At 64.4% G+C, this 15,420-nt stretch carries 13 protein-coding genes; 12 read left to right on the forward strand and 1 reads right to left on the reverse strand.

The window, feature by feature from the left end; all coding sequences use genetic code 11:
* Positions 1–286: 286 nt before the first annotated feature.
* The 10 genes from ACVK00_RS27145 to ACVK00_RS27190 all read left to right on the forward strand — a co-directional run bounded on the left by ACVK00_RS27145 (position 287) and on the right by ACVK00_RS27190 (position 9,906).
* Entirely contained in the window at positions 287–814 is a 528-nt protein-coding gene (locus tag ACVK00_RS27145; RefSeq protein WP_228906377.1) for an ATP synthase subunit I, read from the forward strand.
* 110 nt (positions 815–924) lie between these two features.
* Positions 925–1,773, forward strand: a complete 849-nt coding sequence (atpB, locus tag ACVK00_RS27150) for a F0F1 ATP synthase subunit A (protein ID WP_228906379.1) — start codon at positions 925–927, stop codon at positions 1,771–1,773.
* 75 nt (positions 1,774–1,848) lie between these two features.
* Positions 1,849–2,118 carry a F0F1 ATP synthase subunit C gene (gene atpE, locus ACVK00_RS27155; protein ID WP_006482730.1) on the forward strand — a complete coding sequence of 90 codons (270 nt, stop codon included), beginning with the start codon at positions 1,849–1,851 and terminating at the stop codon, positions 2,116–2,118.
* A gap of 128 nt (positions 2,119–2,246) precedes the next feature.
* Positions 2,247–2,717 carry a F0F1 ATP synthase subunit B gene (locus tag ACVK00_RS27160; RefSeq protein WP_006751767.1) on the forward strand — a complete coding sequence of 157 codons (471 nt, stop codon included), beginning with the start codon at positions 2,247–2,249 and terminating at the stop codon, positions 2,715–2,717.
* 2 nt (positions 2,718–2,719) lie between these two features.
* Entirely contained in the window at positions 2,720–3,259 is a 540-nt protein-coding gene (locus ACVK00_RS27165; protein ID WP_006756468.1) for a F0F1 ATP synthase subunit delta, read from the forward strand.
* A 44-nt stretch (positions 3,260–3,303) separates the two neighbouring features.
* Positions 3,304–4,845 (forward strand): F0F1 ATP synthase subunit alpha, encoded by a 1,542-nt coding sequence (gene atpA / locus ACVK00_RS27170; RefSeq protein ID WP_011655619.1) that lies wholly within the window; start codon positions 3,304–3,306, stop codon positions 4,843–4,845.
* Between the two features lie 69 nt (positions 4,846–4,914).
* Positions 4,915–5,790, forward strand: coding sequence for a F0F1 ATP synthase subunit gamma (atpG, locus tag ACVK00_RS27175; RefSeq protein ID WP_228906380.1), 876 nt, complete (start codon positions 4,915–4,917; stop codon positions 5,788–5,790).
* Positions 5,791–5,856: 66 nt separating this feature from the next.
* Positions 5,857–7,251, forward strand: a complete 1,395-nt coding sequence (atpD, locus tag ACVK00_RS27180) for a F0F1 ATP synthase subunit beta (RefSeq protein ID WP_043184897.1) — start codon at positions 5,857–5,859, stop codon at positions 7,249–7,251.
* A gap of 244 nt (positions 7,252–7,495) precedes the next feature.
* Positions 7,496–7,921, forward strand: a complete 426-nt coding sequence (locus ACVK00_RS27185; RefSeq protein WP_006477288.1) for a F0F1 ATP synthase subunit epsilon — start codon at positions 7,496–7,498, stop codon at positions 7,919–7,921.
* Positions 7,922–8,178: 257 nt separating this feature from the next.
* Complete coding sequence (locus ACVK00_RS27190; protein ID WP_284900287.1) at positions 8,179–9,906, forward strand: AMP-binding protein; 1,728 nt, start codon at positions 8,179–8,181, stop codon at positions 9,904–9,906.
* 716 nt (positions 9,907–10,622) lie between these two features.
* On the opposite strand, the gene ACVK00_RS27195 is transcribed toward ACVK00_RS27190, so the two are convergent.
* Complete coding sequence (locus ACVK00_RS27195) at positions 10,623–11,423, reverse strand: transporter substrate-binding domain-containing protein (RefSeq protein WP_228906384.1); 801 nt, start codon at positions 11,421–11,423, stop codon at positions 10,623–10,625.
* Positions 11,424–11,572: 149 nt separating this feature from the next.
* On the opposite strand from ACVK00_RS27195, the gene hemE reads away from it, so the two are divergent.
* Together hemE and ACVK00_RS27205 are read left to right on the forward strand one after the other, a co-directional pair.
* Positions 11,573–12,667 carry a uroporphyrinogen decarboxylase gene (gene hemE, locus ACVK00_RS27200; protein ID WP_279607256.1) on the forward strand — a complete coding sequence of 365 codons (1,095 nt, stop codon included), beginning with the start codon at positions 11,573–11,575 and terminating at the stop codon, positions 12,665–12,667.
* Between the two features lie 448 nt (positions 12,668–13,115).
* Complete coding sequence (locus ACVK00_RS27205; RefSeq protein ID WP_284900284.1) at positions 13,116–15,377, forward strand: primosomal protein N'; 2,262 nt, start codon at positions 13,116–13,118, stop codon at positions 15,375–15,377.
* The last annotated feature ends 43 nt before the right edge of the window (positions 15,378–15,420 follow it).

Below are 15,420 nucleotides of genomic sequence, written 5' to 3' on the forward strand. Positions count from 1 at the left end.
CGATGACGCCCGTGCCAGGCATCGATGTCGCGTCATCTCCTCGTCGCCGGACTTTTTCGGGCAAGAAATACCGGTGCAGGAAGGCGACCTTACAACTGTCATCGTACGTCGTCGATTCGCGCGTTTTTCACATGATGAGGCGTCGTTTTGCACAGGTTTTTGTCGCTTCTAAAGCCTTGAATCACTTGCAACTATCGCTTACAATCGCCCGGATTTGTTAGCTAGGCACCCCTGAAAGCTTTCGGAAAGTCTGGGGCCGGGTTCAAGGATTTTGCGGAAAATTGCGATGGCGGGTCAGGCGCCGAACGACAGGCACGATGATCACCGAGCGCAACGCACCGCTTCAGCGGCCGGCGAGCGGCGCGAGTCCGATGCCGACGACTGGGATGCCGAGCAACAAGATAACAACATCGTTCCGCTCACGCGGACGGAAGCCGAGAGGCTGTTCGGTCCGAACGTGAGCAAGCCGTCGCGCGTGACCCCCTACAAGGTGGTGGCCGCGCAGGTGGTCTTGTCCCTGGTTGCAACGCTGGCGTGGTGGCTGTTTTCAAAGTCGCCGGGCGCCGCTGCGCAGTCCGCGTTTCTGGGCGGGGCGATCGGCTGGGTGCCAAGCGCGTTGTTCGTGGCACGACTGAAGGCAGGTGGCTCGGCCACCGTCATGAGCTGGGTGATGGGCGAAGCCCTGAAGCTCGGTCTGACGATCGGGATGTTCGCAGCAGTGGCGTTCGGCTGGGCCGGCGTGCACTGGGTGCCGTTCCTGATCACGTACCTCGTCGTGCTGAAGACGTACTGGATCGCGCTGGCCTGGCGGTAAGAAACAAGCAGCGTGCGGTTTCGACAACGAACCGCACCGGCCCGTTCCCGCAATAGCGTATTGCGGAACGGGGCAAAACGATTTTCGACAATTTGGGTGGCATTAACGATATGGCAGCTAGCGAAGGCACGCGTCCGGATCCGTCCGAGTACATTGCGCACCACTTGCAGAATTTCTCCACCTCGCATCAGACGTCGATTTTCGATATCCACGTCTGGAATCTCGATACGCTGTTCTGGTCGATCGTGTGCGGCATCGTGACGATCCTCCTGCTGCGTCTGGCCGCCCGCAAGGCGACGTCGGGCGTGCCGGGCCGTTTCCAGTGCGCGATCGAGATGCTCGTCGAAATGGTCGAAGACCAGTCGAAGGCCATCGTCCACGGCAATCGTACCTTCATCGCTCCGCTCGCCCTCACGGTGTTCGTGTGGGTGACGCTGATGAACTCCCTCGACTTCCTCCCGGTCGACCTGCCGGGCCGCGTGATCGGCCTGCTCGGTCTGTCGGACGTGATTTCCCACCATCGCATCGTCCCGACGGCCGACCTGAACGGCACGCTCGGCATCGCGCTCGGCGTGTTCGTCCTGATGATCTACTACAGCATCAAGATCAAGGGCGCGGGCGGCTTTGTGCATGAGCTGCTGTCGGCCCCGTTTGGCGCCCACCCGCTGCTGTGGATCCCGAACCTCGCGCTCAACATCGTCGAATATCTCGCGAAGACCGTCTCCCTCGGTATGCGGCTGTTCGGCAACATGTACGCGGGTGAGCTGTTGTTCCTGTTGATCGCCCTGCTCGGCAGCATGTGGAGCTTCGGTGGCGACGCAACGTTCCTCGGCTTCATTGGTCACGTGATCGCGGGCAGCGTCTGGGCAATCTTCCACATCCTGATTGTTCTGTTGCAGGCATTCATTTTCATGATGCTGACGCTGGTGTATCTCGGCCAGGCGCACGACAAGCACTAAGCGCGGCGTGCAAGAAAGAGTCTTCGTTTTAGTTTTTTAATTCTCAGTTCCAAGTCTTTTCACAAAGGAGTGATCATGCAAGCTTACATCGCCAACATCCAGGGTCTGACCGCCATCGGTATCGGCATCATCATCGGCCTGGGTGCAATCGGCGCCTGTATCGGTATCGCGCTGATGGGTGGCAAGTACATCGAAGCGTGCGCACGTCAGCCGGAACTCATCAACCCGCTGCAAACGAAGATGTTCCTGCTGGCCGGCCTGATCGACGCTGCATTCCTGATCGGTGTTGGTGTCGCAATGCTGTTCGCGTTCGCGAACCCGCTCCTGTCGAAGCTCGCAGGCTAAGGTTCCTCGGAAATATGCGCCCGGCGCAAGCCGGCGCAGGGCGGAACGGAGACTTGGGGCGCTGATCGAATGCAACTCGATGAGCGCCTTACCGTTTCATTTTTCCGGATAGCAGATAAGGAAACACCGTGAATCTCAACGCAACTCTGTTTGCGCAAATGGTCGTGTTCCTGGTCCTCGCGTGGTTCACGATGAAGTTCGTGTGGCCGCCGTTGATCAACGCCCTCGACGAACGTTCGAAGAAGATCGCCGACGGCCTCGCCGCCGCGGAGAAGGGCAAGGCGGAACTCGACGCAGCGCACAAGCGCGTGGACCAGGAACTCGCGCAGGCCCGTAACGACGGCCAGCAGCGCATCGCCGACGCTGAAAAGCGTGCCCAGGCGGTCGCCGAGGAAATCAAGGCCAACGCCCAGGCTGAAGCCGCCCGCATCGTCGCCCAGGCGAAGGCGGAAGCAGAACAGCAAATCGTGAAGGCGCGCGAAGCGCTGCGTGGCGAAGTCGCCTCGCTGGCCGTGAAGGGCGCCGAGCAGATCCTGAAGCGCGAAGTCGATCAAACGGCCCACGCCCAACTGCTGAATCAACTGAAAGCCGAGCTCTGATCATGGCCGAACTTGCAACCATCGCCCGCCCTTACGCAGAAGCGCTGTTCCGCGTGGCCGAGGGAGGTGACATCGCCGCCTGGTCCACGCTCGTGCAAGAGCTGGCCCAGGTTGCGCGTCTGCCGGAAGTGCTGTCGGTCGCGTCGAGCCCGAAGGTGACGCGCACGCAAGTGGTCGAGCTGCTGCTTGCTGCGGTGAAGTCGCCGGTCGCGGCCGGCGCAGAAGCGAAGAACTTCGTGCAGATGCTGGTCGACAATCATCGTATCGCGCTGCTGCCGGAAATTGCCGAGCAGTTCGAGGCGCTCAAGAACGAACGTGAAGGTGCAGCCGACGCCGAGATCGTGAGCGCGTTCCCGCTGAACGGCGCGGATCTCGAAAGTCTCGTCTCTGGCCTCGAACGCAAGTTCAAGCGCAAGCTGAAGCCGACGGTCGAAGTCGATTCGTCGCTGATCGGCGGCGTGCGCGTGACGGTCGGCGACGAAGTGCTCGACACCTCGGTTCGCGCGCGCCTCGCATCGATGCAGGCTGCCTTGACCGCCTGAGCGCCACGCCGGCACGCAACAGAATTGACTATCAGGAGCGAATAATGCAACTCAATCCCTCTGAGATCAGCGAGCTGATCAAGAGCCGGATCCAGGGCCTTGAAGCGAGCGCAGACGTTCGCAACCAGGGCACCGTGATCTCCGTGACCGACGGTATCGTGCGCATCCACGGCCTGTCGGACGTGATGCAGGGCGAAATGCTCGAGTTTCCGGGCAACACGTTCGGCCTCGCGCTGAACCTCGAGCGCGACTCGGTCGGCGCTGTGATTCTCGGCGAATACGAACACATCTCGGAAGGCGACGTCGTCAAGACGACGGGCCGCATCCTGGAAGTCCCGGTGGGTCCGGAACTCGTCGGCCGCGTGGTCGATGCGCTCGGCAACCCGATCGACGGCAAGGGCCCGGTCAACGCGAAGCTGACCGACGCGATCGAAAAGATCGCCCCGGGCGTGATCTGGCGTAAGTCGGTGTCGCAGCCGGTGCAGACGGGCATCAAGTCGATCGACGCGATGGTGCCGATCGGCCGTGGCCAGCGTGAGCTGATCATCGGCGACCGTCAGTGCGGCAAGACCGCGGTGGCGATCGACGCGATCATCAACCAGAAGGGCAAGGACCTGGTCTGTATCTACGTCGCGATCGGCCAGAAGGCTTCGTCGATCATGAACGTGGTGCGCAAGCTCGAAGAAACGGGCGCGATGGAATACACGATCGTCGTCGCCGCTTCGGCTTCGGATTCGGCCGCGATGCAGTACCTGGCACCGTATGCCGGCTGCACGATGGGCGAATACTTCCGCGACCGCGGTCAAGACGCGCTGATCATCTATGACGACTTGACCAAGCAGGCTTGGGCATACCGTCAGATCTCGCTGCTGCTGCGCCGCCCGCCGGGCCGTGAAGCCTACCCGGGTGACGTGTTCTATCTGCACTCGCGTCTGCTCGAGCGTGCTGCTCGCGTGTCGGAAGAGTACGTCGAGAAGTTCACGAACGGCGAAGTGAAGGGCAAGAGCGGCTCGCTGACGGCACTGCCGGTCATCGAAACGCAGGCTGGCGACGTGACCGCGTTCGTTCCGACGAACGTGATCTCGATCACCGACGGCCAGATCTTCCTGGAAACCGACCTGTTCAACGCAGGCATCCGCCCGGCAATCAACGCCGGTGTGTCGGTGTCGCGAGTCGGCGGCGCCGCTCAGACGAAGGTCGTGAAGAAGCTGTCGGGCGGTATCCGTACCGACCTCGCGCAGTACCGTGAACTGGCCGCATTCGCGCAGTTCGCATCGGACCTCGACGAAGCGACCCGCAAGCAGCTCGAGCGCGGCCGCCGCGTGACGGAACTGCTGAAGCAGCCGCAGTACCAGCCGCTGCAGGTGTGGGAACTGGCCGTGTCGCTGTACGCCGCGAACAACGGCTACCTCGACGATCTCGACGTGAAGCAAGTGCTGCCGTTCGAGAAGGGCCTGCGCGACAACCTGAAGACCAGCCACGCTGACCTCATCAAGCGCATCGAAGACACCAAGGATCTCTCGAAGGACGACGAAGGCGCGCTGCGCGCGGCGATCGAATCCTTCAAGAAATCGGGTGCCTATTGATCCGCGAGTGACACACTGAGGCCGCGCGGGTGCTGATGCGCCCGCGCCGCTTCGGTCAAGGAGCAAGCTATGGCTGGAATGAAGGAAATTCGCGGCAAGATCAAGAGCGTGCAAAACACGCGCAAGATCACGAAGGCGATGGAGATGGTGGCCGCATCGAAGATGCGCCGCGCGCAGGAACGCATGCGCGCCGCTCGTCCGTACGCGGACAAGGTCCGTGCCATCGCCGCGCACATGAGCCGTGCGAACCCGGAGTACCGCCACCCGTTCATGGTGGCGAACGACGGCGCGACGACGGCCGGCATCATCCTCGTCACGACGGACAAGGGTCTGTGCGGTGGTCTGAACACCAACGTGCTGCGTGCGACGGTGCAGAAGTTCAAGGAGCTGGAAGAGAAGGGCCAGAAGGTCGACGCCACCGCGATCGGTAGCAAGGGCCTCGGGTTCCTGAACCGCTTCGGCGCGAAGGTGATGTCGCAGGTCGTGCACCTCGGCGACACCCCGCACCTGGACAAGCTGATCGGCGCCGTGAAGACGCAGCTCGATCTGTACTCGGAAGGCAAGCTGTCGGCGGTTTATATCGCTTACACGCGCTTCGTCAACACGATGAAGCAGGAAGCCGTGATCGAGCAGTTGCTGCCGCTGTCGTCGGAACACTTCGAGGCCGATGACGGTACGCCGGCCACGTCGTGGGATTACATCTACGAGCCGGACGCACAGGCAGTCGTCGACGAACTGCTCGTGCGTTACGTCGAGGCGCTGGTATACCAGGCTGTCGCGGAAAACATGGCGTCCGAGCAATCGGCGCGGATGGTCGCGATGAAGGCCGCGTCCGACAACGCGAAGACGGTGATCAGCGAACTGCAGCTCGTATACAACAAGAGCCGCCAGGCCGCGATTACGAAAGAACTGTCGGAGATCGTCGGCGGCGCAGCCGCTGTTTAAGCGCGCGCCCGGGACGACAACTGCGCCTTTGCGCGAGTAAAGAATCAGGTATTTAAAGGAAAAGCGATGAGTACTGCTGCTTTGGTAGAAGGCAAGATCGTACAGTGCATCGGCGCCGTTATCGACGTGGAATTCCCGCGCGACAGCATGCCGAAGATCTACGACGCGCTCATTCTCGATGGCTCGGAACTGACGCTCGAAGTCCAGCAGCAGCTGGGTGACGGCGTGGTCCGTACCATTTGTCTGGGTGCATCCGACGGCCTGCGCCGTGGCCTGACCGTGAAGAACACGGCAAAACCGATCTCGGTGCCGGTCGGCAAGCCGACCCTCGGCCGTATCATGGACGTGCTTGGCCGTCCGATCGACGAAGCTGGCCCGATCGAAAGCGAAGTGACGCGTTCGATCCATCAGAAGGCTCCGGCGTTCGACGAACTGTCGCCGTCGACCGAACTGCTCGAAACGGGTATCAAGGTTATCGACCTGATCTGCCCGTTCGCAAAGGGCGGCAAGGTTGGCCTGTTCGGCGGTGCTGGCGTGGGCAAGACCGTCAACATGATGGAGCTCATCAACAACATCGCGAAGGAACACGGCGGTTACTCCGTGTTCGCGGGCGTGGGCGAGCGTACCCGTGAAGGGAACGACTTCTACCACGAAATGAAGGACTCGAACGTTCTCGACAAGGTCGCGCTGGTGTACGGCCAGATGAACGAGCCGCCGGGCAACCGTCTGCGCGTCGCGCTGACCGGCCTGACGATGGCCGAGCACTTCCGTGACGAAGGCCTCGACGTGCTGTTCTTCGTCGACAACATCTACCGTTTCACGCTGGCCGGTACCGAAGTGTCGGCACTGCTCGGCCGTATGCCGTCGGCAGTGGGCTATCAGCCGACGCTGGCTGAAGAAATGGGCAAGCTGCAGGAACGCATCACGTCGACCAAGAAGGGCTCGATTACGTCGGTTCAGGCCGTGTACGTCCCTGCGGATGACTTGACCGACCCGTCGCCGGCCACGACCTTCGGCCACCTGGACGCAACCGTCGTTCTGTCGCGTGACATCGCTTCGCTGGGTATCTACCCGGCGGTCGACCCGCTCGACTCGACGTCGCGCCAGATCGACCCGAACGTGATCGGTGAAGAGCACTACTCGATCACCCGTCGCGTTCAGCAGACGCTGCAGCGCTACAAGGAACTGCGCGACATCATCGCGATTCTGGGCATGGACGAACTGTCGCCGGAAGACAAGCTGTCGGTCGCACGTGCGCGTAAGATCCAGCGTTTCCTGTCGCAGCCGTTCCACGTCGCTGAAGTGTTCACGGGTTCGCCGGGCAAGTACGTGCCGCTGAAGGAAACGATCCGTGGCTTCAAGATGATCGTCGACGGCGAGTGCGACCACCTGCCGGAGCAGGCGTTCTACATGGTCGGCACGATCGACGAAGCCTTCGAAAAGGCCAAGAAGATCTCGTAAGGGGCGGGCGTAACGCAGCGGGCGCCGTGCGTCCGTGATGGATACCATGATGGTATCTTTTCGCGGATCGGAGCCCACGCGACACGCTCAACCCGCCGTGCATGGGATCGGAGTCAGCGCGCAAGTGTCCGCTCCGATCGACCGCCGCGAGGAAAGAGTAAGCGCTGAAGCGCCAACTCTTTCCAAGCGCGGCATGGGACGGGAGTAAGCGCTAAAGCGCCAACTCCCGTCGGCAGGAGTCGATATGGCAACCATCAAAGTAGACGTCGTCAGCGCGGAAGAGCAGATCTTCTCGGGCGAGGCGAAATTCGTCGCGCTGCCGGGCGAAACGGGTGAGCTGGGCATTCTGCCGGGTCACACGCCGCTGATCACGCGGATTCGTCCGGGTGCGGTGCGCATCGAAGTCGAGGGCGGCAACGACGAATTCGTGTTCGTCGCGGGCGGCATTCTCGAAGTGCAGCCGGGCGCCGTGACGGTGCTCGCCGACACCGCGATCCGCGGCAAGGACCTCGATGCGGCGAAAGCCGAGGAAGCGCGCAAGCGTGCCGAGGAAACGCTGCAGAACGCGAAGTCGGACCTCGACCTCGCAAAGGCGCAATCCGAGCTCGCGACCGCGATGGCGCAGCTCGAGGCGATCCAGCGCCTCGCGAAGATTCGCAGCCGGCATTAAGCCGCGCGCGCGTATCCCGCGAAAGGAAGCAGCCTTCGGGCTGCTTTTTTTTCGTCCGTCGTTTTCGCCTGTTTTTTTGCGGGCCGGATCGTATCGTCCGGTCGTGCTATTTCGTCCGTCCGCCGCGATTTAATGTCAGAGTGTCGTCAGCGGCACGCGGCATCATTCGTGCAGAGGCGGTCCGCCGCGATCGCGGCGGAGCAGGCGCGCGTGAGCCGCGTGCCGAGCCGATCAGACAAAAACGGACGGAGACATCGATGGCAGCAGACCTTGACGTGGGGGCGCTGATCGCGCCCGAAAACGGACTGTCGTACGTGCGCGGCGCGACCGACGTGCCGCTATCCGAAGCGACGATCAGCCGGTTCCTGCTCGACACGGTCGGCCGCTTTCCCGATCGTCCGGCCGTCGTGTTCCGCGAACAGCAGGTGCGCTGGACCTGGCGCGAGTTCGCGCGCGAGGTCGACGTGCTCGCGGCCGGCCTGGCCGCGCTCGGGATCGTGAAGGGCGATTGCGTCGGCATCTGGTCGCCGAACCGCAGCGAATGGCTGCTCACGCAGTTCGCGACCGCGCGGATCGGCGCGGTGCTCGTCAACATCAATCCGGCCTACCGGCTCGCGGAACTCGAATACGCGCTGAACAAGGTCGGCTGCAAGGCCGTGATCGCTGCCGAGCGCTTCAAGAGCTCCGCGTACGTCGAGATGCTGCAGACCATCGCGCCGGAGCTCGCGAGCGCGACGCCGGGCGACCTGCATGCGGCGCGCGTGCCGAGCCTGCGCACGGTCGTGTCGATGGGCGACGTCGCACCCGCCGGCATGTTCCGCTTCGCGGACCTGATGGCGCGCGGCCGCCAGGCCGTCGATCCCGCATTGCTCGATGCGATCGGCGCGACGCTCGCGGCCAACGAGCCGATCAACATCCAGTTCACCAGCGGCACGACGGGCAGCCCGAAGGGCGCGACGCTCACGCATCGCAACGTCGTCAACAACGGGCGCTCGATTGCGACGGCGATGCGTTTCACCGAGCAGGACACGCTGTGCATCCCGGTGCCGCTGTATCACTGCTTCGGGATGGTGCTGGCTGTGCTCGCGTGCGTATCGAAGGGCGCGGCGATGGTGTTCCCCGGCGAGGCGTTCGACCCGGTCGCGACGCTCGCGGCCGTCGCCGACGAACGCTGCACCGCGCTGCACGGCGTACCGACGATGTTCATCGCCGAACTCGATCATCCCGAGTTCGCGAAATTTGACCTGTCGACGCTGCGCACCGGGATCATGGCCGGCTCGCCGTGCCCGATCGAGACGATGAAGCGCGTCGTGTCGCAGATGCATCTGTCGGAGATCACGATCGCGTACGGGATGACGGAAACGAGCCCGGTGTCGTTCCAGAGCTCGACCGACGATCCGCTCGAGAAGCGCACGACGACGGTCGGCCGCATTCAGCCGCATCTGGAAGTGAAGATCGTCGATCCGGAAGGGCGCATCGTGCCGGTCGGCGCGACGGGCGAGCTGTGCACGAAGGGCTATTCGGTGATGCTCGGCTACTGGGACGACGACGCGAAGACGCGCGAAGTGCTGGTCGACGGCTGGATGCATACGGGCGACCTCGCGACGCTCGATGCGGATGGCTACTGCAACATCGTGGGCCGTCTGAAGGACATGGTGATCCGCGGCGGCGAGAACGTGTATCCGCGCGAGATCGAGGAATTCCTGTTCAGGCATCCGAAGATTCAGAGCGCGCAGGTGTTCGGCGTGCCCGATGCGAAGTACGGAGAGGAGCTGTGCGCGTGGATCGTGCTGCGTGCGGACGAGCAGATGTCGGAGGACGACGTGCGCGCGTTCTGCAATGGCCAGATTGCGCACTACAAGATTCCGCGCTATATCCGCTTCGTCGACGAGCTGCCGATGACGGTGACGGGCAAGGTGCAGAAGTTCGTGATGCGCGAACGGATGATCGAGGAACTGAAGCTCGACGTGCAGAAGACCGCTTGAAACGACGGGCGGCCTGAAGGCGGGAAAAGCGCGGCGGCCTTTGAGCCGTTGCGTGCGGGCCGCTGCGTTTTCAATGGACGAAAAAAAGCGGGCTTATTAGCCCGCTAAAAACCACACGCTACGGGGTTAGCGCGAGGAGACCAAAGATGAAACCGAGTCCGGCGGGGGGCCGGAAACGACTCCAACAGGGATGCCCCTCGGAAGGGCTTCGGTACGTGACCGACTGGCTCGCAGCGCTTCGCGTCCGCTCACACTTGGCACACGAGACCGCATCCGTGTTGAAACCGTTGAGGCCCATTGTGGGCGAATTAATGACCCCTCGCGGTAACAAAGTGTTTCAGGTTGTAACGCCCGCCAGATAAGGCTTTCCGGGATTTTTTGCTGTTTTCGGGATCCTGAAAATGGTCATATTTACTTATCGTTTCCGCAGAGTTTTCATCGTGTGCGCGCAATGCGTTTTTCATGCGTATCGGCATCGATGAATTGCCGATTTACACGACCGAACGTGCATCGCATGGCAGCTACCGCGTATGACGATTCATTCGTCGGAAAGATTTTGAAACGTGATCGGCGGCCGCGATAGTCGGCCGTTCGGCCAGTTTCACGGTTTTGCGACCGCCGCGTCCCGCGCCGATGTGTAACGGCGCGGCGCGTTAGGCGTCAGGGACGCGGGGTCGGTGCCCGTTATCGGCCGCCGTTGCCGTGCGCGATCGCGCTTATTTCAGCCACTTGTCGGAAATCGTCTGGTACTCGCCGCTCGATAGCGCGAGGTGCAGCCACTGGTCGACGTACTGCTGGAACGCGACGTCGCCGCGCGGCACCATGTACGCCTTTTCGCCGAACTGGAACGGCTTGTCCGGATGCACGGAGCAGAGGCCCGGATTCAGCTTTTGCTGCAGCAGCGTCTCTGACGCATCCGTCACCATCACGTCCGCCTTGCCCGCGAGGATCTGCTTGAAGATGGTCACGTTGTCAGGGTAGACGCTCAGGTTCGCGTGCGTGAAGAACTGCTTCGCAAAGCGCTCGTTGGTGCCGCCCGGGTTCACGATCACGCGGGTCTCGGGCCGGTCGATCTGCGCGACGGTCTGGTACTTGTCGGCGTCGGCGCAGCGCGCGATCGCCGTCTTGCCGTCGACCACGTACGGCTGCGTGAAGAACACGCGCTTCTGGCGCTCGAGCGTCGTCGATACGCCGCCCACCGCGATATCGCACTTCGCGACAAAGTCGTTGGTGAGGTTCGACCAGCTCGTCTTCACGAAGTCGGCCTTCACGCCGAGCGATTTCGCGAGCGATTCGGCCATGTCGATGTCGATGCCCTCGAAGCGGCCGTCCGTCCGGTAGTACGAATACGGCTTGTAGTCGCCCGTCGTGCACACGCGCAGCGTGCCGCGGGCGAGCACGTCGTCGAGCCGCGAGCCTGCGCCGGCGGGGGACGCGGCTGCGGCGGTCTGAGCGTGCGCGGCGGCGCAGCAAAGCATGGTGGCGGCGGCAAGCGCGGCCAGCGCGAATGTCTTCATCGGTCTCCTCCTTCGTTCGGGTTGATATCAGCGTCCGATCATAACGGAGCCCTCGCGCGCGTCATATGGCCGCCATCGCATCGGCATACGCAGCGGCACGGCCCCGCTCCGGTAAAATGCCGCTTTGCCTTCGCATCGTCGCTCCTACCGTGGCCCATAACCTGCTCAACGACACCTTCCTGCGTGCGCTTCTGCGCGAGCCGACCGACTACACGCCGATCTGGCTGATGCGCCAGGCGGGCCGCTACCTGCCCGAATACAACGCGACGCGCGCACGCGCCGGCAGCTTCCTCGGCCTCGCGAAGAATCCCGACTACGCGACCGAAGTGACGCTTCAGCCGCTCGAGCGCTTCCCGCTCGACGCCGCGATCCTGTTCTCGGACATCCTGACGATTCCCGACGCGATGGGTCTCGGCCTCGACTTTCAGGTCGGCGAAGGGCCGAAGTTCGCGCATCCGGTGCGCACCGAGGCCGACGTCGCGAAGCTCGCGGTGCCGGACATCGAAGCGACGCTCGGCTACGTGACGGGCGCCGTGCGCGAGATCCGCCGCGCGCTGACCGACGGCCAGGGGCGCCAGCGCGTGCCGCTGATCGGCTTCTCGGGCAGCCCGTGGACGCTCGCGTGCTACATGGTCGAAGGCGGCGGGTCGGACGATTTCCGCACGGTGAAGTCGATGGCGTATTCGCGCCCCGACCTGATGCACCGGATCCTCGACGTGAACGCGCAGGCCGTGGCCGCGTACCTGAACGCGCAGATCGAAGCCGGCGCGCAGGCCGTGATGATCTTCGATACGTGGGGCGGCGCGCTGGCGGACGGCGCGTACCAGCGCTTCTCGCTCGACTACATCCGCCGCGTGGTCGGCCAGCTCAAGCGCGAGCACGACGGCGAGCGCGTGCCGGTGATCACGTTCACGAAGGGCGGCGGGCTGTGGCTCGAGGAAATCGCGGCGACCGGCGTCGACGCGGTCGGGCTCGACTGGACGGTCAACCTCGGCGCCGCGCGCGAGCGCGTCGCGGGGCGCGTCGCGCTGCAGGGCAACCTCGACCCGACGATCCTGTTTGCGCCGCCGGCCGCGGTGCGCGAGCAGGCGCGCGCGGTACTCGACAGCTACGGCAATCATCCGGGCCACGTATTCAACCTGGGTCACGGCATCTCGCAGTTCACGTCGCCGGATCACGTCGCCGAACTCGTCGACGAAGTGCACAGCCACAGCCGCAAGATCCTTAGCGGAGCGGCGGGCTAAGCGCAAGCGCTGTCATGCTGCACTGCGGCGTGACAGCGTTTCGCTGTCGGCACTAAACAGGGCGCAAGCCCGTACCGGTTGCCGATTCATGGCTTGTCAAGACTTGACTTATGCACATTTTCCACGTTGCAGCGCGGTAGAGCCCTGTATCGGTCGAATTGTCTCGCTATGGTTTGGTAATTTGAATAGCAGCCTTATGGAATAAGGCTCCGCGGGGCGCGGCTGAGGGCGGGCCAAATCGGCGGAAAGCACGGCCCCGCGCGCTTTGCGGCGGTTGAACGGCGAGTTCTCAACAAAGTTATCCACAGGCTGTTCAGGGTATACGGCGATTCCTAATGCGAATCCAAAACTTAGCGCCGAATCTGAAGTTTTACTTTAAGTTCGCCACCTTGACGCGAATGCGGGCGCCGGCCGTTCGCACGGCCCGAACCGCCGCCGGAGCGCGCTGATGGGCGATACCTACCTGCGCGTCGCGCTCGACCACCCGCTCGCCACCCTGTTCGACTACCGCTGCGACGTCCAGCCGGCGCCGGAGCCCGGCACGCTCGTCCAGGTGCCGTTCGGCAAGCGGCAGGTCGTCGGGCTCGTGTGCGAAGTGACGGCTCACACCGACGTGCCGCCGTCCCGGTTGCGGGCGATCGACGCAATTTGTACCGAACTGCCGCCGCTGGCGCCGGACTGGCTCGCGCTCGTGTCGTTCGCGGCCGATTACTACCAGCGCGGCCGCGGCGAAGTCGCACTGCCGGCGTTGCCGCAGGCGTTGCGCGATGCGCAGCGCTGGGGGCGGCTGCTGGCGCCGGAGGTGCGCTACCGGCTGAGCGAAGCCGGCCGCGCCGCGCTTCCCGACGCACTGCCCGCGCGCGGGGCCGCGCTGCGGCGGCTCGCGCAGGCGCTCGCCGACACCGATTCGCTGACGTTGCCCGACGCGCGCGCGTTGCACCCGAAGGCGGTCGCCACGCTCGACGACTGGGCGGCGCGCGGCTGGGTCGCGATCGAGGAGATCGGCTGGGCCGATGCGCCTGTGCCCAAAGCTGTGGATAACCTGTCGACAACCAGTGGACGAGCTGTGCCGCCGGCGCTCACCGACCAGCAGGCCGAGGCGCTCGACGCGATCCGCGCCGCGCAGGGTTTCGCACCGTTCCTGCTGCATGGCGTGACGGGCAGCGGCAAGACCGAGGTCTATCTGCATGCGCTTGCCGCGCTGCTCGAGGCGCGACCCGACGCGCAGGCGCTCGTGCTCGTGCCCGAAATCAACCTGACGCCGCAGTTCGAGGCCGCGTTTCGCGCGCGCTTCGCGGGCACGCTCGCAGACGACGCGATCGTCACGCTGCACAGCGGGCTGGCCGAGGGCGAGCGTGCGCGCAACTGGCTCGCCGCGCACACGGGTCGCGCGCGGATCGTGCTCGGCACGCGGCTCGCGGTGCTCGCGTCGCTGCCGACGCTCGCGCTGATCGTCGTCGACGAGGAACACGAGCCCGCGTACAAGCAGCAGGAAGGGTTGCGCTATTCGGCGCGCGATCTCGCAGTGTGGCGCGCGAAGCATCTCGGCATTCCGGTCGTGCTCGGTTCGGCGACGCCGTCGCTCGAAAGCTGGTGGCAGGCCGAGCAGGGGCGCTACACGCGGCTCACGCTGTCGCGCCGCGCGGTGGCCGACGCGACGCTGCCCACCGTGCGGCTGATCGATCTCGAAGAGGAGCGGCGACGCGGGCGCGCGTCGCTGGGCGGGCTGTCGGGGCCGCTCGTCGCGGCGCTGAAGGCGCGGCTCGAGCGCGGCGAACAGAGCCTCGTGTTCCTGAACCGGCGCGGTTACGCGCCCCAGCTCGCGTGCGACGCGTGCGGCTGGGTCGCCGGTTGCCCGCGCTGCAGCGCATACGTCGTGCTGCACAAGCCCGAGCATGCGCTGCGCTGCCATCACTGCGGCTGGGAAGCGCGTATTCCGCACTCGTGCCCGGAGTGCGGGAACGTCGACATCGCGCCGCTCGGGCGCGGCACGCAGCGCATCGAGGAGGCGCTCGCCGAGGCCGTGGCGGGCGCGCGGATACTGCGGATCGACGCGGACAGCACACGACGCAAGGGCAGCGCGCAGGCGTTGTTCTCGGACGTGCACGCCGGTGAAGTCGACATCCTGGTCGGCACGCAGATGATCGCGAAGGGGCACGACTTCCAGCGCGTGTCGCTCGTCGGCGTGCTCAATGCGGACACCGCGCTGTTCTCGCACGACTTTCGCGCGAGCGAGCGGCTGTTCGCGCAGCTGATGCAGGTGAGCGGCCGCGCGGGGCGCGCCGGGCTGCCGGGCGAGGTGCTCGTGCAGACGCGTTATCCGCGTCACGCGCTGTATCACGCGCTCGGCCGGCAGGATTACGTCGGCTTTGCGAATTCGACACTCGGTGAGCGCCGCGACGCGCACCTGCCGCCGTTCGTCTACCAGGCGCTGCTGCGCGCCGAAGGACGCACGCTCGACGCGGCGCTCGCGTTCCTGCTGCAGGCCGCGGCCGCGCTGCCGGGGCTGCCGGGCGCCGATCGGGTGACTGTATACGACGCGGTGCCGATGACGATCGTGAAGGTCGCGAACGTCCACCGCGCCCAGCTGCTGCTCGAGAGCGCGTCGCGGGCGGCACTGCAGCATGCGCTGCGCGCGTGGCTGCCCGAGCTGCGCGCGCTGAAGGGCGTCCATCGTTGGAGCCTCGAGGTCGATCCGCTGGATATCTGATCCGAGCGCCGTGGCCGCGGCCGTCGTGCCGCGCGCCACCATG

This window comes from Burkholderia sp. PvR073, from assembly GCF_054055695.1.

What these genes read in the sequence shown, in the direction of transcription:
- ACVK00_RS27145 (WP_228906377.1), top strand. Translation starts at nt 287, where the DNA reads ATGGCGGGTCAGGCGCCGAACGACAGGCACGATGATCACCGAGCGCAA.
- atpB (WP_228906379.1), top strand. Translation starts at nt 925, where the DNA reads ATGGCAGCTAGCGAAGGCACGCGTCCGGATCCGTCCGAGTACATTGCG.
- atpE (WP_006482730.1), top strand. Translation starts at nt 1,849, where the DNA reads ATGCAAGCTTACATCGCCAACATCCAGGGTCTGACCGCCATCGGTATC.
- ACVK00_RS27165 (WP_006756468.1), top strand. Translation starts at nt 2,720, where the DNA reads ATGGCCGAACTTGCAACCATCGCCCGCCCTTACGCAGAAGCGCTGTTC.
- atpA (WP_011655619.1), top strand. Translation starts at nt 3,304, where the DNA reads ATGCAACTCAATCCCTCTGAGATCAGCGAGCTGATCAAGAGCCGGATC.
- atpG (WP_228906380.1), top strand. Translation starts at nt 4,915, where the DNA reads ATGGCTGGAATGAAGGAAATTCGCGGCAAGATCAAGAGCGTGCAAAAC.
- atpD (WP_043184897.1), top strand. Translation starts at nt 5,857, where the DNA reads ATGAGTACTGCTGCTTTGGTAGAAGGCAAGATCGTACAGTGCATCGGC.
- ACVK00_RS27185 (WP_006477288.1), top strand. Translation starts at nt 7,496, where the DNA reads ATGGCAACCATCAAAGTAGACGTCGTCAGCGCGGAAGAGCAGATCTTC.
- ACVK00_RS27190 (WP_284900287.1), top strand. Translation starts at nt 8,179, where the DNA reads ATGGCAGCAGACCTTGACGTGGGGGCGCTGATCGCGCCCGAAAACGGA.
- ACVK00_RS27195 (WP_228906384.1), bottom strand. Translation starts at nt 11,423, where the DNA reads ATGAAGACATTCGCGCTGGCCGCGCTTGCCGCCGCCACCATGCTTTGC.
- ACVK00_RS27205 (WP_284900284.1), top strand. Translation starts at nt 13,116, where the DNA reads ATGGGCGATACCTACCTGCGCGTCGCGCTCGACCACCCGCTCGCCACC.